The sequence below is a fragment of the Pseudoprevotella muciniphila genome, assembly GCF_003265305.2.
Classification (GTDB): Bacteria; Bacteroidota; Bacteroidia; order Bacteroidales; family Bacteroidaceae; genus Alloprevotella; species Alloprevotella muciniphila.
On sequence record NZ_CP033459.1, the window covers coordinates 1,334,312 to 1,358,765 of the forward strand.

The 24,454-nt window shown below is 49.0% G+C and carries 16 protein-coding genes; 7 read left to right on the forward strand and 9 right to left on the reverse strand.

Annotated elements, in window-relative coordinates; genetic code table 11:
- The 4 genes from C7Y71_RS05425 to C7Y71_RS05440 are packed head-to-tail and all read left to right on the forward strand — an operon-like array spanning nucleotide 1 to nucleotide 4,500.
- Complete coding sequence (locus tag C7Y71_RS05425) at nucleotides 1–528, forward strand: rod shape-determining protein MreD (protein ID WP_146739318.1); 528 nt, start codon at nucleotides 1–3, stop codon at nucleotides 526–528.
- A gap of 12 nt (nucleotides 529–540) precedes the next feature.
- Complete coding sequence (gene mrdA / locus C7Y71_RS05430; protein ID WP_111897372.1) at nucleotides 541–2,454, forward strand: penicillin-binding protein 2; 1,914 nt, start codon at nucleotides 541–543, stop codon at nucleotides 2,452–2,454.
- Nucleotides 2,455–2,481: 27 nt separating this feature from the next.
- Entirely contained in the window at nucleotides 2,482–3,957 is a 1,476-nt protein-coding gene (gene rodA, locus C7Y71_RS05435) for a rod shape-determining protein RodA (protein WP_111897373.1), read from the forward strand.
- A 30-nt stretch (nucleotides 3,958–3,987) separates the two neighbouring features.
- Nucleotides 3,988–4,500: a hypothetical protein gene (locus C7Y71_RS05440; RefSeq protein WP_111897374.1), complete on the forward strand. Its 513-nt coding sequence runs from the start codon at nucleotides 3,988–3,990 to the stop codon at nucleotides 4,498–4,500.
- A 416-nt stretch (nucleotides 4,501–4,916) separates the two neighbouring features.
- Here C7Y71_RS05440 and C7Y71_RS05445 read toward each other — a convergent pair whose 3' ends face one another.
- The 5 genes from C7Y71_RS05445 to C7Y71_RS05465 all read right to left on the reverse strand — a co-directional run bounded on the left by C7Y71_RS05445 (nucleotide 4,917) and on the right by C7Y71_RS05465 (nucleotide 11,450).
- The gene (locus C7Y71_RS05445) at nucleotides 4,917–6,821 is read right to left on the reverse strand and encodes a heavy metal translocating P-type ATPase (RefSeq protein ID WP_111897375.1); all 1,905 of its coding nucleotides are present in this window, start codon (nucleotides 6,819–6,821) and stop codon (nucleotides 4,917–4,919) included.
- A 190-nt stretch (nucleotides 6,822–7,011) separates the two neighbouring features.
- A complete protein-coding gene (locus C7Y71_RS05450) occupies nucleotides 7,012–7,218 on the reverse strand; it encodes a heavy-metal-associated domain-containing protein (RefSeq protein ID WP_111897376.1) in 207 nt (68 codons plus the stop codon).
- Nucleotides 7,219–7,273: 55 nt separating this feature from the next.
- Nucleotides 7,274–7,822 (reverse strand): NUDIX hydrolase, encoded by a 549-nt coding sequence (locus C7Y71_RS05455; protein WP_111897445.1) that lies wholly within the window; start codon nucleotides 7,820–7,822, stop codon nucleotides 7,274–7,276.
- A 70-nt stretch (nucleotides 7,823–7,892) separates the two neighbouring features.
- Nucleotides 7,893–11,108 carry a C10 family peptidase gene (locus C7Y71_RS05460; protein WP_111897377.1) on the reverse strand — a complete coding sequence of 1,072 codons (3,216 nt, stop codon included), beginning with the start codon at nucleotides 11,106–11,108 and terminating at the stop codon, nucleotides 7,893–7,895.
- A 15-nt stretch (nucleotides 11,109–11,123) separates the two neighbouring features.
- Nucleotides 11,124–11,450 (reverse strand): dockerin type I repeat-containing protein, encoded by a 327-nt coding sequence (locus C7Y71_RS05465; RefSeq protein WP_146739319.1) that lies wholly within the window; start codon nucleotides 11,448–11,450, stop codon nucleotides 11,124–11,126.
- A gap of 561 nt (nucleotides 11,451–12,011) precedes the next feature.
- Here C7Y71_RS05465 and C7Y71_RS05470 point away from each other — a divergent pair.
- A complete protein-coding gene (locus C7Y71_RS05470; RefSeq protein ID WP_111897379.1) occupies nucleotides 12,012–15,914 on the forward strand; it encodes a hypothetical protein in 3,903 nt (1,300 codons plus the stop codon).
- Between the two features lie 82 nt (nucleotides 15,915–15,996).
- Nucleotides 15,997–16,179: a hypothetical protein gene (locus C7Y71_RS05475; protein ID WP_146739320.1), complete on the forward strand. Its 183-nt coding sequence runs from the start codon at nucleotides 15,997–15,999 to the stop codon at nucleotides 16,177–16,179.
- Between the two features lie 70 nt (nucleotides 16,180–16,249).
- On the opposite strand, the gene C7Y71_RS05480 is transcribed toward C7Y71_RS05475, so the two are convergent.
- Entirely contained in the window at nucleotides 16,250–16,543 is a 294-nt protein-coding gene (locus C7Y71_RS05480; protein ID WP_146739321.1) for a hypothetical protein, read from the reverse strand.
- Between the two features lie 191 nt (nucleotides 16,544–16,734).
- Here C7Y71_RS05480 and bcp point away from each other — a divergent pair, with 191 nt between their 5' ends.
- Entirely contained in the window at nucleotides 16,735–17,187 is a 453-nt protein-coding gene (bcp, locus tag C7Y71_RS05485) for a thioredoxin-dependent thiol peroxidase (RefSeq protein WP_111897446.1), read from the forward strand.
- Nucleotides 17,188–17,373: 186 nt separating this feature from the next.
- Here bcp and C7Y71_RS05490 read toward each other — a convergent pair whose 3' ends face one another.
- The 3 genes from C7Y71_RS05490 to C7Y71_RS05500 form a co-directional block, all read right to left on the reverse strand.
- Nucleotides 17,374–18,642 carry a nucleotide sugar dehydrogenase gene (locus tag C7Y71_RS05490; RefSeq protein WP_111897381.1) on the reverse strand — a complete coding sequence of 423 codons (1,269 nt, stop codon included), beginning with the start codon at nucleotides 18,640–18,642 and terminating at the stop codon, nucleotides 17,374–17,376.
- Between the two features lie 26 nt (nucleotides 18,643–18,668).
- A complete protein-coding gene (locus C7Y71_RS05495; RefSeq protein WP_111897382.1) occupies nucleotides 18,669–19,640 on the reverse strand; it encodes an SDR family oxidoreductase in 972 nt (323 codons plus the stop codon).
- A gap of 256 nt (nucleotides 19,641–19,896) precedes the next feature.
- Nucleotides 19,897–24,336, reverse strand: a complete 4,440-nt coding sequence (locus C7Y71_RS05500; protein WP_111897383.1) for a LamG-like jellyroll fold domain-containing protein — start codon at nucleotides 24,334–24,336, stop codon at nucleotides 19,897–19,899.
- Nucleotides 24,337–24,454 lie beyond the last annotated feature (118 nt).

Genomic DNA, 24,454 nt, shown 5'->3' on the forward strand with positions numbered 1-24,454 from the left:
ATGATTAAAACCGTATTATATCGCGTCAAGTGGTTTTTCTTGCTGTATTTCCTGCAAGTCATCCTCTTCAACCATATCCACATCTTCGGATATGCCACCCCCATGACGTACATCTTCTTCTTCATGATGCTCCCCAGCAACACACGTCATTGGATTTACGTGGCGCTCGGTTTTGCCATGGGTTTCCTAATCGACCTCTTCACGAACACCCCCGGTGTGGGCGCTTCAGCGGTATGCATCACCGGTTTCTGCACCCCTTGGCTGCTCAAACTCTTCGCACCTTCGGGCTATGCCTTTGAGGAGCCTTTCGAGCCATCATCGAGGACAATGGAATGGCTGCCGTTCATCCGCTTCACTGTGGCTATGGCATTGGTCAACACTTTTGCTTATTATCTGATAGAATCCTTCTCGTTCTTCAACATCGGTTTCTTATTGCTCAGCACACTCCTAAGCACCTTAATTACTGTGGTTTTCGTCTGCGGCATAGAATTCCTGAAGAACGGCACAAGCAAGAAGAAAGCCCCTTAACAACACCTGCGAATGCCAAACACGCTGAAATTCACGAATCGAAAGTATGTAATAGGCGGTATTGCAATCTGCATCATCGCCATTTACGTCATCCGGCTTTTTGCCTTGCAGATGCTCGACAACACCTACAAGCAGTCTGCCGATTCGAATGCTGTGCGGCGCGACGTGTTGTTCCCTTCCCGCGGTCAGATACGCGACCGCAACGACTCCCTGCTGGTTTACGACGAATCGTCCTACAACATCATGGTCAACATGATGGAGCAGCATGGTGTGGACACACTCGAATTCTGCAAGACCCTCGGCATCACGAAGCAGGACTACATCAACAAGATGCTTGATATTAAGGACGACAAGAAGAACCCTTCCTACTCTCGCTACAAGCCACAGGTGTTCATGACACAAATCAAGCCTGAGGACATCTCCGTGCTCCGCGAAAAACTGTTCCGCTTCAAGGGCTTCTACGTTGAGCGCCGCTCCATGCGCCACTATGCCGGCAGCGTTGGTGCACACATCCTCGGCGATGTGGGCGAAGCGAGCGAGAACGACATCCGCGAGGACTTCTACTATCAGAACGGCGACCTCATCGGCAAGTTGGGCGTTGAGCGTTCGTACGAAAAGGAACTGCGCGGCGAGAAAGGCGTACAACTCATGATGCGCGATGTGCGTGGCCGTACCCTCGGCCGCTATAAGGACGGGCTCTACGACACGAAGCCTGTGCCCGGAAAGGACATCAAACTGACCATCGACATCAAGTTGCAGGAGTTGGCAGAACGTCTGCTTCAGAACAAACTCGGCGCCATAGTTGCCATAGAACCCCAAACCGGTGAAGTGCTCTGCATGGCATCATCGCCCACATTCGACCCACAGCGCATGGTGGGACGGGAACGCGGCAAATATGTGCAGGAACTGACCAAGGACTCCATGCGTCCGATGTTCAACAGAGCCATCATGGGTGCCTATCCCCCGGGATCGACGTTCAAACCCACACAAGGACTGATAGGTCTGCAAGAACACATCATCACGCCCAACACCTCCTTCTCCTGCAACCATGGTTTTGAGATGAAAGGGCTTCATCTGAACTGCCACAGCCATCCCGCGCCGCTAAGCCTCGTGCCCGCGCTCGGCACATCGTGCAACGCCTTCTTCTGCTGGAACCTCTACCGCATGTTTAAGGACCGCGAGCATTTCACCTCTCAGGACGAAGCGATGACACGCTGGAAGGACCACCTCGTCTCCATGGGCTATGGCTACCGTCTTGGCATCGACCTGCCCGGCGAAAAGCGAGGCATGATTCCTAATGCGCAGTACTACGACAAATACCTGAAGAAATGGGGACCGCTGAGCGTCATATCCATCTCCATCGGACAGGGAGAGGTAACAGCCACACCGCTACAGATAGCCAACCTGGCAGCAACGATAGCCAATCGCGGCTATTTCTACACGCCCCACGTGGTGAAGGAAGTGGCAGGCGGACGCATCGACCCCAAATTCAGCGAAAAGCGCAACACCACCATCGATGCAGGCTACTACCGCTACATTGTGGCTGGTATGCGTAGCGCCGTGATGAAAGGCACCTGCGTCAACGCTGCCATACCCGGCATCGAGGTATGCGGCAAGACCGGTACGGCACAGAACCACGGCAAGGACCACTCGGCATTTATGGGATTTGCACCGATGAACGAGCCGAAAATCGCCGTGGCGGTATATGTAGAGAATGGCGGATTCGGGGCTGTATTCGGTGTGCCTATCGGGAAACTCATCATGGAACAGTATCTCAACGGCGAACTCTCGTCCGAATCGAAGTCGCAAGCCTCCGAGATACAGCACAAGCGCATCGACTATTCCGCACAGAGCATGAGGCGCGAGCGCGAGAAAGAACGCCAGAAGAAAGCCGCCCGCGAGAACAAGCGCAGAAAACAAAACTAACAACTCATCCCACCAACGGACAGAACAATGAGCACACCACTGCAAACACTCACCGCACGTAAGTCGACATTCTCGGTTGACTGGCTCGTCCTGTTGCTCTATCTGACACTTATCGTGTTCGGATGGCTCAGCGTGTGCGGTGCGAGCCATGAATTCGGCGATACCGACATTTTCAGTTGGTCGAGCCGATCAGGCAAGCAGTTGGTTTGGATTATATGCTCGTTCGGATTAGGTTTCTGCCTCCTCATGATTGACGAGAAATACTTCGACATGCTGGCAGCCTTCCTATATGTGTCGATGATGTTGCTGCTGCTTATCACGCCCTTATTGGCTACCAACACCAAGGGGTCGCTCTCGTGGATAAAATTAGGCCCCGTTAGCCTTCAGCCGGCAGAATTTGCGAAATGTGCCACCTCTCTCGCTGTGGCAAAAATGTTCAGTCAGTTCGGTTTCTCTTTAGGCAAACGTAAAGACCTTCTCAGGGCGGTGGGGCTCGTTATGCTCCCGATGGTGCTCATCGTCATGCAGCGCGAAACGGGTTCTGCGTTGGTTTACCTCGCTTTCTTCCTTGTGTTCTACCGCGAAGGCATGTATGGCAGTGTGCTATTCTGTGTGTTCGCCGCGGTGCTTTATTTTGTGGTGGGTCTGCGCTATGCCAACGACATCATGCCCGCCACTACTGCCTCTGTGGGCGAATACGTTGTGCTCGTACTGATATTCTTTTTCACCATAGGGTTTATCCACACCTACCTGCCGCGCGAAAGGCTGCGTAAGCCCTTAATATATGGTGTGGGCTGCTCAATAGCGGCTTATCTCTTCTCGTGGATAGTGAAGCCCTTCGATGTGAGTATCGTGCAGATCATCATTCTCGTTATGATGATATTCTATCTGCTTTGGCAGGGACTTACACTCCACAAACGCGCCTACCACCTCATTGCCGTCTTTGCCATAGGGTCGGTATGCTTCCTCTATGCCTCCGACTTCGCGCTGAACAACGTGCTTCAGGAGCACCAGCAGCAGCGCATCAATGTGCTTCTCGGCATCGACTCGAGTGTAACCGGCGCGGGCTACAATGTGCATCAGAGCAAGATAGCCATCGGTTCGGGCGGCCTGCACGGGAAAGGCTTCATGAACGGCACTCAGACCAAACTGAAATATGTGCCCGAGCAGGACACCGACTTCATTTTCTGCACAGTGGGCGAAGAGCAAGGCTTCATCGGTTCGGCAGCGGTGCTCAGTCTGTTCCTGGCGCTGATACTTCGACTGATATGGCTGGCAGAACGACAAAGCACCATCTTCGGGCGAGTCTATGGCTACTGCGTGTTGAGCATATTGTTCTTCCACGTCTTCATCAATGTGGGCATGGTGATGGGCCTGACACCAGTCATCGGCATACCATTGCCGTTCTTCAGTTACGGCGGTTCCTCGCTATGGGGATTTACCATCCTGCTATTCATCTTCCTGAGAATGGATGCCTGCGACCGCGTGCGACTCCATGTATAAATACAGCAACCTATCCGCAAAGCAAATGCCATGACGCAACAAGATAACGACAAGAAAAAGAAGATATTCCTCATCATAGGTGTAGGCGCCGTCCTGCTGCTCTTCATACTGCCTGCAAAGTATGCAGCCAATTCGAGACATACTGCTGCTGACAAATCTTCTGCCGAGAATGCACCGATAGCCATTCCCGACGTGGAAGAGACCGATACAGACAGCATACCCTTCGTCTCTTCTTCCATACCCGACTCCACACTCCACAACGATTCGCGCACTCCCGAGACCATGGGGCTTGAGGACGGCTATCGCAGCGGCATGGCAGACGGCAAGTCGCGGCTGTCGAGCGGGAAAAACGATGACAAAGGACCACAAAAGTCGCCGCAAGAGCAAAAGACATACACAGACAACTACCGCCGGGGCTATCAGGAAGGCATTGCTAAGAGCAAGGAGGGCGAACAGGCTCTCGATGCCAAAAATGACACACGAACCATAGAAGAAATGGCTGCAGAAGCCAGCAGTACCATACAAGGGGCTGTCATGGACTGAATACAGTGGATAGTGGAGAGTAATATTTACGTATGAGCTCCGGCGGAGCGATACAGCATAGGCAGGGGTGAAAGGAGCAAAGCGACTGAAACCCCTGTTATATGCAGTGAGAGAATGTGAGCCCGGTATGGGCGGCACAGAAATGTGAGCCCGGTATGGGCGGCACAGAAAAGTAATCACCACTTTTTGCTCCATTCTGTATCGCTCCGCCGGAGCTCCAATTGACGTTGTCATCATAACAGGGGTTCCATTCACTCCGCTCCGCTCCGTTCATTTCACCCCTGCCTATGCTGTATCGCTCCTCTGGAGCTCATACGTTATTTCCACTCTCAACTATCCTCGACACACTCCACTACAGCATCAGTAAGCCGGAGCTCATACATTATTTCCACTCTCAACTATCTCACGACTGTCAACTATCTCAGTCTCAGGCTATTTGCCACGACGGAGAGGCTGGAGAGTGCCATCAGCGCTGCAGCCCACATGGGTGTTATCTGCAGATCTATGCCGAAGGCACAGAGTGCGCCGGCTGCGAGCGGTATGCAGACAATGTTGTAGATGAAAGCCCAGAAGAGGTTCTGGCGAATCATGCTGACCGTGCGCCTCGACAGTGATACGGCGGCAGGTATGCTACGCAGGTCGTCGGTCATGAGCGTAACCTGTGCCACGTCCATCGCCACGTCCGTGCCCCGCCCCATGGCGATGCTGACGTCTGCACGTGCGAGAGCCTGCGTGTCGTTGATGCCGTCGCCCACCATAGCCACCACCTTGCCCTGACTCTGCAGTTCGCTGACCATTTTTTCCTTATCCTGCGGCAGGACCTGACTGCTATAGTGCGCCACACCTGCCTTCTCTGCCCAATATCTTGCGGCGTCTTCCTTGTCGCCGCTCATCATATACACTTCCACGCCTGCTTCCTGCAACTGCCGCATTGCCTCGGCTGCATGGGGTTTGAGCGACTCGCGCGCTTCGAGGGGCAGATTATCGGCTTTCGTAAAGTCAACGTTCTGGTTGGGAATGGTCAGTGTGCCTGTCTTGTCTATTACCACAGCATCCACCTTCCTCAGCAGTTCCAACGCCGCAGCATCTTTCACGAGCACCTGCCGCTCTGCCGCCTTGCCTATGCCCACCATGAGGGCAGTAGGTGTGGCAAGCCCCATGGCACAGGGGCATGCTATGACGAGCACCGACACGGCAGAAAGTATGGCACGCGGCAGGACCGCCTGTCCGCCGATGCCCCACCAGAGGAGGAACGTGAGCAGCGTGATACCGATGACGACGGGCACAAAGACGAGTGCAGCCTTATCCACTATGCGTTGCACGGGAGCCTTGGAGTTCTGTGCCTCTTCCACCATGCGGATGATGTGTGCGAGCGTTGTGCCTTCCCCCACTTCCTGTGCACGAAGGTGCAGCCTGCCCTGTGAAGGTATGGTGCCTGCAAGCACCCTGTCGCCCTTGCGCTTGGCAACCGGGGTGGGCTCGCCCGATATCATGCTCTCGTCCACATACACGGCATCTTCGGTCATGAAACTCTCTGCTTCGACCACTTTGCCGTCAACGGGTATCTTCTCACCGGCACGCACTTCGAGCAAGTCGCCCTTCTCAATGGTGGAAATGGGTACGAGCACCCCACCTTCTGCCAGGCGTGCCGTCTTTGGCGAAAGTCCCATCAACAGGCGGATGCTGGCGGACGTGGCATCCTTTGCCTTCTCTTCCAACAGTCGCCCTGTAAGGACAAAGGCGATAATCATCGTTACGGCATCGAAATACGTATGCCACTCCATACCGCGCGCTCCCCACACGCGCTCGCCCCAAATGGTGTTGAACGCGCTGAAGCAGAACGCCACAAAGGTGGACATTGCCACGAGTACGTCCATGTTGGCTGAGAAATGGCGCAACTGTCGCAAGGCAGAGACATAGAACTGCCTACCGCAGACCACAATGCAAGCCAAAGCAAAAACAAGGCACATCCAGTTCGCCATTGTTGCGTTACTCACAAATGCAGGAAGCATGGAAGTACACATTACCACCGCTGCAAACGTCCATGCGATAATCATCAGCCGCTTCAGACGGCGGTATGCCTGTGCCTCTATCTGTTCTGCAGAGCGGTCCGCCTCTATCACCATGTCGTAGCCTATGTCGCTCACGGCGGTTTTCATCTCCTCCGGTGTGATGACAGCAGGGTCATAGTCCACTGTGGCAGTGCGGCCCACGAGGTTCACTGCGGCATAAGAAATACCGTTGAGCGCATTCAGCCTGCGCTCCACATTGGCGGAACAGGCAGAACACGCCATACCGGAGACTGGGAAGATTTGGTGCATGGGGGCTTCTCTTTGAAGTTAACGAAGTTAGTCCTTTGAAGTTATTGAAGTTATTGAAGTTATCGCTTTGCTCGAAGTTAACGACATTACCTTATGCTGATTTATTTATCGGTACAAAGTATCGTCGTTAACTTCGATAACTTCGTTAACTTCGAGCGTAGCGATAACTTCAGAAATTTGAGTCAGGGATTTATTCCACATAGAAGCGTCCTGCACCTTCGATGGCATCCACGATGGCATCCTGGCTCACTTCGTCGGCACATTCCACCGACACCTGCTTCTTCTCAAGGTCGGCTTCAGCAGCACTCACACCGCCAATCGCCATAAGAGCAGCCTCCACACTCGCCTTGCAATGGGCGCACTTCATGCCTTGCACGTTGACTATCTTCTTTTCCATAATAATACTTTAATACTTGTTATTTTTAAAAACAGGAATCTAAAAATATGGTCTTCTACATTCTGCCTGAAAAGTATTTCCAAAGCGGTGCCACCATGAGCGCCTGCCGAAACTCGCCACGCGAGAGCATGTCGTACACCTTTTCCTTGGGATAAAGAAACACATCGATGTCCTCTGTCTCGTCAAGATGCTGAGCATCGATTTTCTCTACATCTACAGCCAGAAAACTATAAGACAGATTTGTCATCGCGCTGGCATTTGGGGCTATACTCATCAGTTCTGTCCATCTGCCTCCGCCAAAGCCTGTTTCTTCCAACAGTTCCCGCTTTGCAGCATCGAGGGGTGCTTCGCCTTGCTCTACCACACCTGCCACAAGTTCGAAGCATGTCTGCCTGATACCATAACGATATTGACGGACAAGAACGAAATCGTCATCCTTCGTAACAGCAATAACGTTTACCCAATCGGGGTATTCCAGCACATAATACTCCGGATGTATTTTCCCATTTGGTAAAAGGAGTTTATCCCTCCTCGCTGTAAGCCACGGACGACGAAACAGATATTCCGTCTCAATTACTGTCCAGGATTTGTCTTTCAGTTCCATTTCCATTTAAAAAGCGAAAAAACAAATGGTCATGCCATTCGTCTTTTCGCCAATGATATTATTATCGCTTTTACTTCACGACAAATTTCTTTCCATTCTTGATATAAACGCCCTTTGGCAGTGCTGAACCGGCATTGACACGCTGACCGCTGATATTGTAAACAACATTGTCTTCTGCGCTTTGCCGGTCTGTCGCTATAGTGGCAATAGCTGTTGTAGTACCACTGCCGTTAGCGATGCAGAGTTTCGGAGCACCGCTGCCTACCATTTCTCCGTCGAAGAAGGCTCGGAAAGGCGATACTGATGCCGTTGCAGCAAGCACAAAGTTGGCACCTTCAGCATCGATGGCATAGGCATTGGAAGGCGTTGTGTTGTAGTAGCAACCCTTGTAGCAATATAAAGAAGTGTAGGCCTGTGCCAAGGAATTACCTTCTACTTGCGCATTTTGTGCAGCAAATTTGAGAGGTACGTTCTGCAGATTCCATTTGCTACCCCATCTGTTGCCCGGAACAGCAATGATGTATGGCTGATTGGCTTCAAGTTCCTGCACAAAGTCGAAGTAAACACTGTCGTTATCGTCGATACCTACGAATTTCTTAATCCAGAGGTTCTTTCCTGTTTCTGATTCGCTCTTGAACCATTCCAAAGCGGTTTCCGTATTATCTGCCACCTTGCTTACACTTGTTGCAGCAAACGGGAGTACGAGTGTTTCCCATCCTCCTACGCCGTTAGTGCCAAGCAGCGGGGTGCGTGTATAACTGATGTTGGTTGCCGTAAACGTTTCTGGTGCATAGAACGGCTGGCCATCGGTCAGCGTGATATTTGCAGCAGTACCGTCAATAATCACGTTCTTACCATTCAAGCCTGTCACGTTATCTGTCGATTTTATGTAGAAGAGACAGTTTGGATTGGCATTGGTTGCATTCACGCTGACTGTGCCGTTGCCTCGCAGGTCAACTGCGGCAGCAGATGCCGGCACGGTGTAGGAAGAAGTGAACGCTCCTTGTGTCAACGTGCCGTCGAAACCATAGATATTCCTGCCGGAAACGATATTGATTGCAGAACTGTTTGTACCAATAAAACCGGTCGTTGTACTGTAAAGATAGAGATAAATAGCATTATAGTCTGTGACTGTATAATCTACGTTAAACGTCTGCGAGCCACCCGGCGCTATGTTGACGTCTTCCAGAGAAGTGTTGTCAAAACTGTTGAGATAACCGCCATCCGGATAAAGATACAACAACACGAGCGGACTTACGAAGACTTCTGTACTGTTATTCGTTACCGTCATAGTGCCTTTCACCACGCCATTGTATGCCGTTGACGGCACGTTGTAGGAAACCGTAAGGGCAGAATAGTCGCTCTTGTTTTCAGAAATGGAGATTTGAGTGGTGTACAACACATTTTCTCCATTGGCGTCTGCCGTAATCCAAATGTTGTAAGTGGCTGCTGATGTTGGGGTGAAGAACAGTTCAAATTCATCAGAACTGTTGCCCTTTATTGCTATACCTGTTCGGTTTACGGGATTGCCTTTTTCAGCAGTAGTGCTGGCAAAGAGATAAATCGTACCTGAATATTCCTTATCGCTTGAGTTGTCAATGCTGACCTTCAGTTCCTGTTCGATATTCACGTATGCAGCACTCATGTCTCTCAAAGAAGAAACGGTGATAGGCAAAGACACCACATGTACTTGCGGACTTGAATAGGTAACCGATCCGTTGTTCACGGTTACAGGCAGATAATAGTTGCCTTCGTTCCACAGCCAGTTTTCCGTACCTGATACGCGGCTGACCGGAATCACCCAATAGGTGCCGTTGGCTCTTGAAGAAAGATTGCTCAACGAATAGCCCCCTGATGAAATATAGGATGACGGATAATATGAATTTACACCTATGCTCACATTGTTTCTGAGATTGCTGTAAGCATACTGCCCTATCATTTCTATAGCACCTGTCGTTTGGTCATAGATACCGAATGCGATGTCAAATTCGCGCTGTCCGCCTGTTTCGTTGTAGATGCTGTAAGCAATGCGGTTGTTATTCACCACCATGTCTTTTGTTGTCAGTCGCAGCCCTGAAGTTGATGCATCAATGTCGCTTTCATACGAAGGCACCGTACCTACTCCTGCAGGACGCATTCCTAAAATACCGCCACGCGACATGGAATACCCGTCGGAAGAACTACTGGCACCGGTACCGGCATTGCTATTAGGGCGTAGCGTTACGAGCCTGAAATACCCGTCGCAACTTCCTTTCCATCCCCAGTTGATGTGGTACAGGCCTTCGCCGTCGTAGCCGTCGCATATAAAGGCATGACCGCCACCATCTGATTGACCTGAAAGGTAAACAGGTCTGCCTGCAGCGAGTTCACCATAAACAAGATTCTCCCATTTTGCAATGGAAAAGTTTGACGCGTTATGAAAAGTTGTGCTGGCATCAAATCCGAAATAATTCACGAGAGCACCGGGCACTCTCTCCGAAGATGCTCCCGAAGAATTAGCATAAGACATATTCACCGACTGCCCGCAATAGAGCATCAACTGTGCCACAGCCGTTGCACCGGCACCTGTAGCGCTGCTCGAATACGTGTCCTGCATATTTGCCCAATCTATCGCCGTACCTGCCGGAACAGCGGGTAGCGTTACGTCCTGACTGCCATTATAGGTGTTGGTCAATTCCGGGATAGCCGAAGTGGTGGCATTTGGAGTTTTCCAATAGTTGAGCAACTGAGCCATCGCTGTAGCCACACAACCCGTAACGGCATTTGTGCTGCTCTGCGTACCATTGGAATAATAGTATTTAGGACAAAGGTTGTTGTATGGCGCAGTTTGTCCCCATTTTGTAGTTATCAAGGGTGAGATGGATTTCTTTGCCGTTTCTGTTACTGCCATCAGTTTCGGTGCATTTGCCGTTGTGGTGGCGTCGTCCGTCGAAGCGGCTTCGCCAAGACTTTCCACGAAAGCGGCATAACCATCAAGGACTTCCTGCAAGGCTTCAGGTATGTCGCCGGAGAGATTGCCCTGGTCGGAATAGCCCACAATTTCTTCGAGACGTTCGTCGCCACTGACAATGACGAAACCGCCATTGTTCTTCACGTTGAAGATATAATATGGTGCCACTTCGCCTGCATCTTTCAAGTTTCCTGCATCTTTCAGTGATGCGCTGTGCCCTTTCGACTCAAGGAACTGTGTCGCCTTCTTGCGGGCGGCTGTGCGTGAGATGGTTTGTGCTTCAAGACCAAAGATAACCGCACTGCATAATAAGGTCAAAAGAAATTTTCTTATCATAACTTAACTGTTTTTTCAACTTTTGGTACCGGGATTCTGAATATCACCACCACCGGGCTCCGTTTCTTCGCCATTGAGAATGATGTTCACCATAGCAACAAGGTCGCTCACACTGATGGTGTTGTCGCCATCCATATCCGCATTAGTCAGCACGAAATCTGCTGAATTGATGCCGAGGATATAGTTTACTGCGGCTACAACGTCACTCACATTAACCACACCGTCATTGTTGGCATCTCCTTTTTTGGTGCTTTCTACCTGCGCAGTGTCAGCATAGGCATCTAATGAGCCTACTGACAAAAAGGCTGATAATGCAAAAATAACTGTAAAAATTTTCCTCATAAGTTTAATGGTATGTTCTATTAATTCTGATTATTGTTTGTATACTTCAGATATGTTCCATGTTGGCCGTTTTACGTTTTGTTTCCGTATCTTGCTCTTTTTCACTCGGTCACGTAGCCCGCTACGCTCCCTCATTCAAGAAGGCAACCTACTGAAAACGAACCGGTAAAACGTCTCAACATAATTAATAGAACATACCTAATTAGTTTGTTTGTCTTTTCCTTTATTTATAATTTTTTGCAAAAATAAGGAAATGTCTTCTTTTTTGCAACATTTTGAATGATAAAAAAGTAACAACATGCTCCTGCAATAAAACCGTATCAACACGGATAGTTGTTTGCCAGTCTTCATTTTCTTTTATTGGTGCATTTTGGACCATATTAAAACTTTTTACGTTTTTTCTCTTTATATTTAAATTAAAATGTGTAAATTTGCAACAATTTCGTACTTACTCACAACGAATAGACGATCAGACAGGAGTAGCACAAAAACATGAAGAAGATTCATATTTAAACTTTTTAATTAACTAATCAACATTATTAACTAACTAAATCCACAACAATGAAAAAGATTACATTTCTTTTGACATTCTTGCTGACAGCAGTTGTCGGCATGTGGGGTCAAACCGGACCAAACGGCTCTACGCAGGTTTCCAGCGCAGAGATTACAACCGGTTATTATTACCTCTACAACAATGGGGCTGCCAAGTTTTTGAGTGGTAGCACCGGCGCCTACCAATGGGTGGACGAAACCAGCCTGACTGGCGATGCCGGTCTCTGGTACATCCAAAACGAGGGTGCAGGATCTGACGGAAACATCAGATATTATGTTCAGGTTAAGGGCAGTAACAACTACTTCGGTGGTGTTGGTCCCGAATGTCCGCTTAATTCATCGGGAGTTTACCAACGCATCAGTGTTCGAGAAAGCGGTGCCTATTACACACTCTCCGGTCATCAGGTAGTAAGTCAAATTGGTAACAAGACAGCCATTAAGTACAACGGTACATCAGGTAATCTGATTTATCGTAATGGCGGTGATATAAATAGCTCCAGTTTCCCCACAGAAAGCCAGTGGGTAATATACAAGGCAGCTGTCTCCATCACTTACACCATTGCAGTGACAGGCACAAACGATGCAAATGCCGGTGTTCAATATCAAGGCACCAACTATACTAACGGAAGCACTTTCTCTACGAGCGACGACATTTCTGCTTCTGATTTCACCGCCAATGAAGTAACCGGCTACAAAGCCACAGTTACCGTCAACGGCACAACAATCAAGGTCAACTACGTCGAAGCAAAATACGCCGTTGACTTCACGGATCTCTATGTAACCAATACGTCAGTTGCTACAACGACAGATCCTATTGTAGAAGGTCAATGGTATGTGCTCACCCAGATTCGTAACGGCGAATCTCCCGCATACGACAATGGAACAGGAAACAACATAAAGCGTGCTCAAACATCTGTTACGGCAAACACTCTCTTGGTAACCAACACTCCTGCCAACGACATTAAGAAGTACTTAATCCGCTTCTTTAGCACGGGTGAAGGCAATGGCTACAAAATCCAGTTCGGAACAGGCAACTTCTGGTACGGCACAGGAAGCGGAAACGGTGCCCATTTGTACGCAAACGCTACAAATTCCACTGCGTTCCTTGTATACAATGCTACACAGACAAGTGGTAACTCCACAGGTTGGGCTATTAATGAAACAACCAATGGCACGACATACGGCAGAAAAGTGGACAACAACGGAGCTGGTGAAACCGTCGCTTTCTGGGATAACGGCCAGACAAGCAGTGGCGGTAACAACGTATGGAAACTCTATCCTGTTGAACTCGGTGCGCTTGTTCGCGATATTAATTTCAATCTTGAAATTACTGACGGCACTGTAACCAAGACATTCAGCAGTGTTACGAAGCCCGAAGGCACAACCATTTCTGCTATGGACTTCTTAGGCATCTCTACTCAGTACGCCACTTCTACAAGCCACACGCTCACCACAGCCGATGATGGTCAAACCGTAACGCTTACCGTAACTCCAACGGCGGCATTACCAGTGGCGAATGGTGCATACTACGCATGGCAGACAGCAGTTGGAAACAATCCTTCATACATCCATGTTGACGAGAATGGCGCAGCAGTAAACCCGAACGGTTACTCTATCAACCTGACAAAGCCTGTTACAGTTGACCACGTATGGCAAATCGAGGGTAACATCATAAACGGTTTCTCTCTCAAAAACGACAAGACAAGCCAGTATCTCGGCGGCCGCACAGCAGCGGCTGGTTATATGGCAATGGAAGCTACTCCATCGCTCTTTGCTCCCGTTTACAACAATGCAACGACTTTCAAATGGAAGAATGTTGATTACGGCTACTGGATTGACCGCGCCAGCGCAAAACCTTACGCACACACATCAGGTAATAACAACTCGCTGACACAACTCTACCCTGTAACGTTCGCGCTCTCTGACGCAACGGCTGGCAACATCATCGTAGGTGGCGACACCATCTCTGACTTCACACAAACTTACTACATCTCCAGCGATGCTACAATTGCCCTTGTAGCGCAAGACTTCTCCATCCTCGATTACAACGGCTCAGCCACAGTTGCAGAAGCCCTTGCAGCCCTCGGCGCAGCAGGTGGCACACTGACCATCAACGTAACACAGGAAATGTCGAACGTGACCATCAACGTTGTTAAAGACGGACAGACTGTCAAGACCGTAACCGTTGAAAACGTTGCAGCAGGACGCGCTGTTGACGTAGCAGAAGCCATCGGTGATGTACCTTACGTAACAGGTTACGATCCCGCAACGATTACAGCAACTGCCGACGATCAGACTGTGAATGTAACCTACACTTCTTCTCTGCCATTCACATTGGCAGCCGACCCGACAAGCAGCGAGGCACCGACATACGCAATGACGCTCCGTGAAAAATATGCTCACGGCAATATTGCCTTATCGACTTCTCAATACGACATCACAGACGAATACCTCTGGACGTTCGGCGGTGATGAGTTCAATGGCGTGACCGTTTACAACAAGGACTTCGGCTACATGAACGTAGGCTCTGAATCAGATAACAGTGTTGCCACATTCAGCAGTACTCCGACGCTCTTCACCATCAAGCCTAACTCAAACCAGGCTAATGGTTTCAACCTCAACATTCCAAACACGAATGCCTATATCAATCTCCGCGGTGATTATGTCAGCACATGGCTCAGCGATTATGCTGACGGTGAAGTAGGTTCTTGCCTCGTGGCTATACCTGAAGCAACTCATCTTGCAAACCTCATCAACAAACTGGAAGACTACTTCCATACAACAGACTTCGTAGGTGCCCTCGCTTCTGCTGATACCGCTGCACTTCGCGTGGATTACGAAGCACTGAAGGCTAATCCTACAAAGGCAAACTATCAGACATTCAAGGCTGAACTTGAAGCCAACTTTATAGATATCACTCCCGGTGCATACTACATCGTACGCAGTGCATTCTCGGGCTTCTACACAAACCAAGGTGAATATAAAGCATGGTACTACTCTGCTTCTACAGGTTCTGTGAAATGGAAAAACATGGATGCATCACCTGAATATCAGGTATTCCAAGTAGTTGCCAACGACAACGGCGATAACGTATTCTATAACCCAATGGCAGGTGTTTATCTGACTGCTGCTGATGGTTCTGTTTCTTCCGACATCAATGCGGCCAAGGCATTCACACTCACGGCTCTCGGCGGTGGACAGCAAAACATCCTCTTGGATGGCATTACTACACCTATCCACGCTGCAGGTCACAACAATGGTCAAGGTATTAATGGCAATTTGACTAACTGGTCAGGTAGTGCCAACTCTGCTTCTTCATGGTACATCATTCCACAAAACATTGAAGAAATCACACTGATTGCTCCCACAGGTGTGGCTGAAGGCGAAGAAGTAATACAAGGTTTTGCTAACGCAACAGATGCACAGTTGCCTACTTCCATCGGCGTATTCACCATTACAGAAGACCTCGCAGCAGGCGCACACCTCGATACGATTGCTTCAGGTAAGATTGCAGCCGGTCAGGGTTATCTCATCAGCGGTGTGAAGGGTGCTAAAGTGCCTCTCCTGCCCGTAGCAAGCGCAGTTGAAGCACCTGTAGGTAACCTCCTCGTAGCAGGCCAAGGCACCATAGTGAACGGTGGTTACATCCTTGCATACAAGAAAGGCGACACAGAGGCTAAGTTCTATCAGATAAATGGCCTTACAGTACCTGAGAACCGTTCATACCTGCCCGAAGGCACACCTACCCGCGGACTTGAATTCCTCTTCGGCGGTCTTGGTGACGATGTAACAGGCATCAACGGTATCACGACCGGTGCTGAAAACGGAGCCATCTACGACCTCCAGGGACGCCGCGTGAACAACGCTCAGAAGGGTGTTTACATCATCAATGGTAAGAAAGTGATTAAGTAAATCAAACCGGATTTTCCGGGAGTTCCGGTATCGCCGGAATTTCCGGAAAACCGGAAAATTCCAAAAAAAACAAACAAAAACAATGAAAAAGACTTATATCACTCCTGCTACAGCGATTTTCGAAATGCGCCACGAGAACGTCATCGCCACAACCATCCCTAAGGATAACAGCGGCGAAGGCATCGGCGACACCAACCAAGACGGTTTCGACTTCGCACCGAAAGATGACAACAGTTGGACCGACGGCAGTTGGACAAAGCCCTGAGGCGAGCCCTCTTTCTAAAATAAAAAACCACCGAGATCGGTGGTTTTTTTTATGCTTTGATTGTCCTTGCTTATCTTCTGCGCTTCTTTGACACTTTGTCAACGCATGAACCGCGGTTGACAGGTGCGCCATATACGCCATGCTGGGGAAGAGGTTGTCCTTTACGGTATTCCTGAGGACGAACACTTACCTTACGACGTGCCGGTGGCGGTGGCAACGGACGACGTGCACGGCGATATTTACTCTTACGATACTTACGGTTAGGAACCTGCATCACTTCATCCTGACTATTGGTTTCGGCTGATGTAACAACGGGCATTCCGAACATCATAACCGCCAACAGAGCCAATAACATTTTTTTCATGGTTTTGACGTTTTAAAGGGTTTAGTAGAAAGTTGTTAATTCACGAGTGATATTAGTGCAAATTTAATAAAAAAAAAGTAAATCCATCTCTTCTGGGCATTTTTTCGAGGTTCGTAGGTAAAATTGTGGTAAATTTGCACATAGTGATAAATAAGCCGTTAAACCGCCACAAGGCACAACACAAAAACATTATGCAAACAGGAGACAAAGCACCCGATATTCTGGGACGCAACGAAAAGGGCGAAGAAATACGCGTAAGCGACTTCAAGGGCAGAAAACTCGCCCTCTATTTCTATCCGAAGGACAACACCCCCGGCTGCACCGCTGAGGCTTGCAGCATACGCGACAACTATGCCGCCCTGCAGGCTGCCGGCTATGCCATTGTCGGTGTGAGTGTGCAGGACGAGAAATCGCATCAGAAATTCATAGAAAAGCACGAACTACCCTTCCCCATCATCGCCGATACAGACCACACACTCGTGGAAGCATTCGGGGTGTGGCAAGAGAAGTCGATGTGTGGCAGGAAATACATGGGCACCGTGCGCACCACCTTCATCATCAACGAGGAAGGCATCGTGGAAAAGATTTATGGTCCCAAGCAGATCAAGACGAAAATCCACGGCGAGCAGTTGCTGCAAGGTTAGTGTGTCATATAGGCGACTTTCAGGACGCTAACGACACGGATTTAACACGAAGGCATTACCGCAGACTTTTGAAGCAAATTATATCTTCGCTTCGCTTGATGACTACGCGAATAAAAAGACGACCTCCGCTACACCTTATTTATATGTAGCGGAGGTCGCTGTGTCTTATGTCTTGCAGAGTATTTCTTACAGTCTGCCGTCCACGATTTCCTTGGGCAAGAAACTCTTGACGTCGAAAATCACATGATTTTCCTTCACGAGCGCCTTCACGTCGAGGTCGTCGAACTTGCTGTGTGCCACAGCGAGAATGGCTGCATCGAATTTACCTTCGGGCAGTTGGTTCGTTACCTTGATGCCGTATTCGTGCTCTACGATGGCTGGTACAGCCCATGGGTCGTAAACGGTGATGTTCAGGTTGTACTCTTGGAGGGCTTTGTAGATGTCGATAACCTTCGTGTTGCGCACGTCGGGGCAGTTTTCCTTGAATGTGAAGCCAAGGATAACGATTTCCGAGTTGAGCACCTGAATACCCTTCTTGAGCATGTGCTTCACAGTTTCGCTTGCCACATATTCACCCATACTGTCGTTCATGCGGCGACCGGCGAGTATGATTTCCGGATTGTAGCCATAGCGCTGTGCGCACTGTGCGAGGTAGTATGGGTCAACACCGATGCAGTGTCCGCCGACGAGACCTGGCTTGAAGGGCAGGAAGTTCCACTTGGTGCTGGCTGCTTCGAGCACGTCTGTCGTATCAATGCCCATCTTGTTGAAGATTTTGGAGAGTTCGTTGACAAAGGCAATGTTGATGTCGCGCTGCGAGTTTTCTATCACCTTTGCAGCCTCAGCCACCTTCATGGTCGGTGCCAGATGCGTTCCTGCGGTAATAACCGATGCATAGACTTCGTTAACCTTCTTGCCGATTTCGGGTGTGGAACCGGAGGTAACTTTCTTGATGTGCTCCACTGTGTGCTTCTTGTCGCCCGGGTTGATGCGTTCGGGGCTGTAGCCGGCGTAGAAGTCCACATTCATTTTCAGACCGCTGACTTTCTCCACCACGGGGATACACTCGTCTTCCGTTACGCCTGGATAGACCGTGCTCTCATATACCACGATGTCGCCCTTAGAGATGACCTTGCCCACCGTGGTGCTTGCGCCGTAGAGCGGTGTGAGGTCGGGATTGTTGTTTTCATCTACCGGTGTGGGCACTGCCACTACATAGAAATTGCAGTCGCGTATTTTTTCGAGGTCGGTGGTGCAGATGAAGCCATGGTTGTTGATGGCATCCTGCAGGAGGTCGTCTGCCACTTCGAGCGTGGCATCGTGTCCTTTCATAAGGGCATCCACACGAGCCTGATTCATATCGAAGCCCACTGTTTCATACTTTGTTGAAAAAAGTCGTGCAAGCGGCAGGCCTACATAGCCAAGACCGATGACACAAATTTTAGTCTTTTCCATTATATTTGTTTTTTCTTGTTTTGTTTTCAGAGATTTTCCCAATACCAGCGTACAGCCTCCCTGAGGCCCTCCCTCATGCTGTATTTGGGGTCGTAGCCCATGAGTTGGCGTGCCTTGTCGATACATGCCAGTGAATGCGGAATGTCGCCAGCGCGGTTTGGACCGTGGGTGGGTTCTATCTTCCCTATTTCAGGGTCGAACTCAGAGAGGAATTCACGGAGATAGGACACGAGTTGGTTGAGTGTGGTGCGTTCTCCGAATGCGGTGTTGTAGATTTGGTTCACTGCTTCGGGGTTTTCTGTAGAAATGGCGAGCATGTTCATCTGCACCACGTTGTCGATGTAGGTGAAGTCGCGGCTATATTCGCCATCGCCGTTGATGTTCGGCGCTTCGTGGTTCATGAATTTCTTGACGAAGAGCGGTATCACTGCTGCGTATGCCCCGTTGGGGTCCTGGCGGCGTCCGAACACATTGAAGTAGCGCAAGCCAATGTATTCCGTGCCGTATGTCTTAGCAAACACGTCGGCATAGAGTTCATCGACATACTTGGTAATGGCGTATGGCGAGAGGGGCTTGCCGATAACGTCTTCCACCTTTGGGAGCGACTTGCTGTCGCCGTAGGTAGAACTGCTTGCTGCGAAGACGAAGCGCTTCACTCCTGCGTCGCGTGCTGCCACGAGCATATTGAGAAAGCCGCCTATGTTCACACTGTTGGTCGTGATGGGGTCGTTGATGGAGCGCGGCACAGAGCCGAGTGCTGCCTCGTGGAGCACATAGTCCATACCCTCAACCGCCTTGCGGCAGTCGTCCATATTACGGATGTCGCCCACTATGAGCGTGAATCTGTCGGGATAGGCTTCTATCAGCGGTAAGAGATTTTCGATATGTCCCGTTGCAAAATTGTCAAGACACACCACTTGGTCGCCATTCTTAAGTAAATGTTCACAGAGGTTTGAACCTATAAAACCGGCACCACCGGTTACTAAAACTTTACGCATGTGAGTATGTTCAGTTTATTCTAAAGCGTCTCGTCAAAACGGCCAGACAATTATAGCTTAATTAAGTTTTGCAAAGTTAATTATTTTTCAATAATTATTTAAAAATTATTGAAGAATATGTGTTTTGACAGGTGTGTAAGTTGCACATTTCAAACTATATATGACAATTTACAAAGAAAGGAGACACTCCTACCCACAAAATCGGGTGAAGTGTCTCCCTTGACAAATTGGTTGTTATTTATAACCTGCGGTCTGTTTATTTTACATAAACTTTCTTGCCTCCCTTGATGTAGAGTCCCTTACCTGGCTTGCTCACTCTGCGGCCTTGCAGGTCATACCATGCGTTTTCGTCAACAGTTACATTTCCGGCAGAAACGGTGTTGATGTCGGTTGCGATAAGTCCGCCGTAGAAGTAAATTTCGCTCAAGGCGAGGAATGAACCATAGCCTGTGGGGAACGTGATGCGCACATACTTCTTCGTTATCGGAGAAGTAAGGATGGCGCCAGTTTTTTCCTCATCTGTCAGGTTGAGGTTTTCTTCCACGATTTCCCAATTCTCATTGTCGTCAGACTGTTCTACAGTTACCTTCGAAGCACGGTAGTTCGTTCCGCGAGCGGGCAGATATTCGAATACCAAACTCTCGACGTCGATCAGGTCGGAACGTTCGATGGTAACACTGTGTGGATAGCCCGTTGACGTTGAATATTGTGAGTGCCAGAAGGAATTGACGTTGCCGTCGAGTACATTAGAAGCAGGAGAATTCTCTCTCGACGTCTCTTGGTCAGACCATGCTATTACTCTTCCACGCTTGCTGTTGTCTATCTTATCTCCGAGTGGTTCAAACACCTGAGACGTTCCAAAGTTGAGCGAGAACACACCCTTTGTGTCAACCCATGCATCGCCATCAGGACCGAAGCCTGTACGAACACCTGTCAGGTTGTTGCCACTACGATCGATGGCATCACCGCTACTCTGATTGAAATCGTAATAAAGTTTCAAAGCACCCTCATCGAGCGATGACATCACGTCAAGAATCGGCGAGTTGCTGTAAATCTGGATGCGAGACTGCCCCAAACGCTTGTTCCATACACGGAGTTCATCGATGGTACCAGTCATTGGCGTGGCTTCACCACCCAATACCAGGGCATTCCAATAACTGCTAATATCCGTAACAGTTGCTAATTTCTCATTGTTTATGAGATTACCGTCGCGATAATAGAAGATATTTCCTCTGAAGAAGCAGATGGCATAATGGTGCCATCCTGTCGTGAGGTATCCGGATGCAGAATTAGATGTTTCACCATTCACTGTGGTCGTTACTGTTCCGTTAGCAGCGCTCGTAATGCTGTAATCATTCGCACCACCATTGATACCTAATGAGTTGTCGCTCACTGTACCATTAGGATTGAACCAGAATTCAATGGTCCATGCCTCTGTAACGTCGGCTGGTGCAGGAGCGGTCAGTTTCTGATTACCTGTGAAGAAAAGACCATTCTTAGAGTCTGCATTACATACCGTAAGTACTCTGTTTGCAGACGTTGTACCCACACCATATTCATTCATTGCCGAATAATTGAGGTTATAAACACCTGGCTCGCTTGGTGAGATAGTAGTATTCAGACCCATCGCAGCCGTCTTGAGTTGGTCGGATACAAAACGCCAACAAGCGCTCGTTGGATCATAACTACTCTCGTCAGTCAATGTGGCGGATTCACCCTTAACGATGATGCTTGGATAGATACTGAACTTCGCCACAGGTGCAGAAGGCGACACTGTTACTTTCTTTGTGCTACTATACTTAGTTCCGTCGGGACCTGTAACAGTCAGTTTTACGTCGTACGTACCTGCAGCAGAATATGTTACAGCAGTAGTTGACGTTGTTGCCACCGGATTATCGGCTCCTTCCATTTCCCAAAGGTATGAGCAGCCTGGAACAGTGTTGTCACTTATAAGACTCAGACGATCGCTTCCATTGATTTGCCCGGCTGACATTCTGAATTCTGCAGATGGTGTTTCTCCCGCACCTACCTCGAATACGAGAGTGTCGGCAGCCGTTACTCCTTGTATATCAGCAACAGTAAGAATTGCAGTCTTTTCACCTGAAGTCAGGAAAGTAACAACGGGGCTTGCCACATTGTATGTCTTACCATCAATGGTCCATGTCTTGCTTACGGCAGTGATGGCACTCACATCGGTGAAGGTTACAGGAATACCCACTGCAGCGTTCTCAACAGCATTTATCTTGGCACGAAGTTTCGGTGGTGATGTACGGAAACCTGTGTCGCTTGTCCAATCAGAAGCTACTGTACCATTGGAGGTAATGAACGAGGCATGATGGCCTCCTACACAGTCGCGGAACTTCGTTTCGCCATTTTCCTCGATGGTATCCATCTTGTAGTAAGCCAGAAGACCCGCATACTGACTCGGGTTAAGGAGAGGGTACTGATATGCTGTAAGAAGCTCATTCCTTGTACGTGCTACGTTCCAAATACGCACTTCATCGATTTGTCCGTAGAGAGCATTGTTTGAACCACTATGTGAACCGAATTCGAAAGAACTCGTGCTGGGAAAGCCGCTGTAACTGCTTGAAGTGAAAGTGCCTTTCTGAACGCCATTAACGTAGAATGTCATGGTTTTCCCATCTACAACGATGGCAATATGTTTCCAAGATCCTACTGTCAAGACGTTTGATGTAGAACCACGTTCAGAACCGGTATTCCAACCCCAGGCCATGGAGCCGTCAGAATTTGCATGAGCCAGGAACTGTCCCCAGTTAGGACCAATCTGCTGATTATAGTTCTTAATTGTAGATGGCTTAATGCGGAACTCAATGGTACCTGTTGAAAGACCATTTGCAAACACGTCGGGTATGGCAAAGCCACCATTATTGAATGTACCTACATAATTGTCAACGGCATTGTCTTCCACCCTTGTTCTGACTGCTGCCTTGCTCTCTGTTGACATCACATCATGTCCGTCAATGTTATAGAGCGCTTTTACGGTATAAAGCACACCTGTTTCTATTGCCGTAGCCAGTTCTGTGGTCGTAGTTTGTCCTATTTCCTGATCGCCTTTATAAACATAATATTTTACAGGTGTCTGACCGGTTCCTTGCGGAGCATCCCATGTCAGACCATTTCCCGTAATCGACAGGTTGGTGGGCGCTACAGCACCTGTACCATTAACAACTACACTCATTATTACCTGCTTGCCACCGCCAGGGATATTCACACTGTCCGTCTCTAATACGAAAGGTGTTTCAATACCATTGGGATCGAGCGTGTAATCCATAATTGAAGCCTCATATACAGCACCCGTTCCTTCTGCATTGTTCTTTGTGTTTACAATGAAGAAGTATTTCAAAGGCTGATTTAAGTCATAATTCTCACTTACGTCAGTCAAGTCATAACCGAACTCCATCGGCTCGTAGTGCAACTGGTTATCTGCCCAGCAGCCCAACATCGGAACCATAGGTTGTGGGTCATCACCCGGATAGCCCTGATAGTTGAAGTGAACAAACGCTGTACGGTCTTTCGGTGAAGTGGCATTAAGGTCGTTAGAGACACCACCGCTAAGACTCATAGAAGAGCGCTGTGTATAAGTCATCTTCAATTTGATGACACGTTTCGGTTCATAATTCTTGCGGATAGTGTAGATTTCCGGCCACCAGCCTTCGCCGCTGCTATAGACAGTCTTGCCGTTCAGTTCAATGGGATGATTCACGGCACCTGCCGTGGCATACGGATAATACATGAAACCACCGTTGCCCCAGCCGGAACCCCAGGAATTGACGAAAATCCATGCGCCGGTCTCGTTCTGATTGAGAGCATTATTTTCTTCACCGTATTTGCCGTTGCCATCAAGGTCGAACTCAATGCGGTCGTCCCATCCGACAAGAGTAATAGCATGGTCAACCGACTCTCCCATATGAGTCAGATATTGCTTTCCTACCACGCCGGCAGCAGCATTAGCCTTTGTGTTGGCTATTGTTCCTGTACCGGCACCGCTGATGCCACAACCCAAACCGAGGATACCACCGGTTGCAAAACTCTCGTCACCATTGTGGTTGTAGAGCCACCGCTTTACAGCGAGCATACCCTCTGGAGTGGCCGTACTGGTGGGGAAGTTACTGGTATGCTTCAAACGATTCTTCATGGCAGCATACCATCTGTCATAACCTTGCATCCACCCACCGTCACCTGTAGCACCGGACTTAACTAATGCCTCCTCGAAACCATAGATTGAACTATACGGGAAACCGCCGTATGTGGGAATGTTAGGCACACCCGTAGCTACAGCCATCTGGTCCTTCGAAGAGCCGTTGTATGAGAACGGATAGACGAAATTAGGGCAAAGACGGTTTTCATTCAACTTACCGCTTACATGACGATGAGCGTTAAGTTCGTGCGTCAGCATATAGCCAATGCGAGATGACGGACCACAAGAGCCACCCGCCTGATTGAACACTGTCGGGAAATACATTGTTTCGCCGTTGTTCCAATGATCAGGGAGAACAATCTCGTCCTTCAGACCACGAGCCTTGTTTCCATCCACCATTACCGACCAATTCGGACGGAAGGTGTCATCATAATCGGGATATTTCGAACGGTCAACGTTATACTTGGGCGGCTGTGCCATACCACCCATAAACATACTGCCGAGCAAAAGTCCCAAAAGTAATCTTTTTGCTTTCATAAGTTCTTGATATTTAACTGGTTTTACTTATTTCTATTAAACATAGTTATTCAAGATAGCAAAAGTACAAACTATTTTTTCACTAAAAAAATTTTTACCTCAATTTTTAACCTCTACT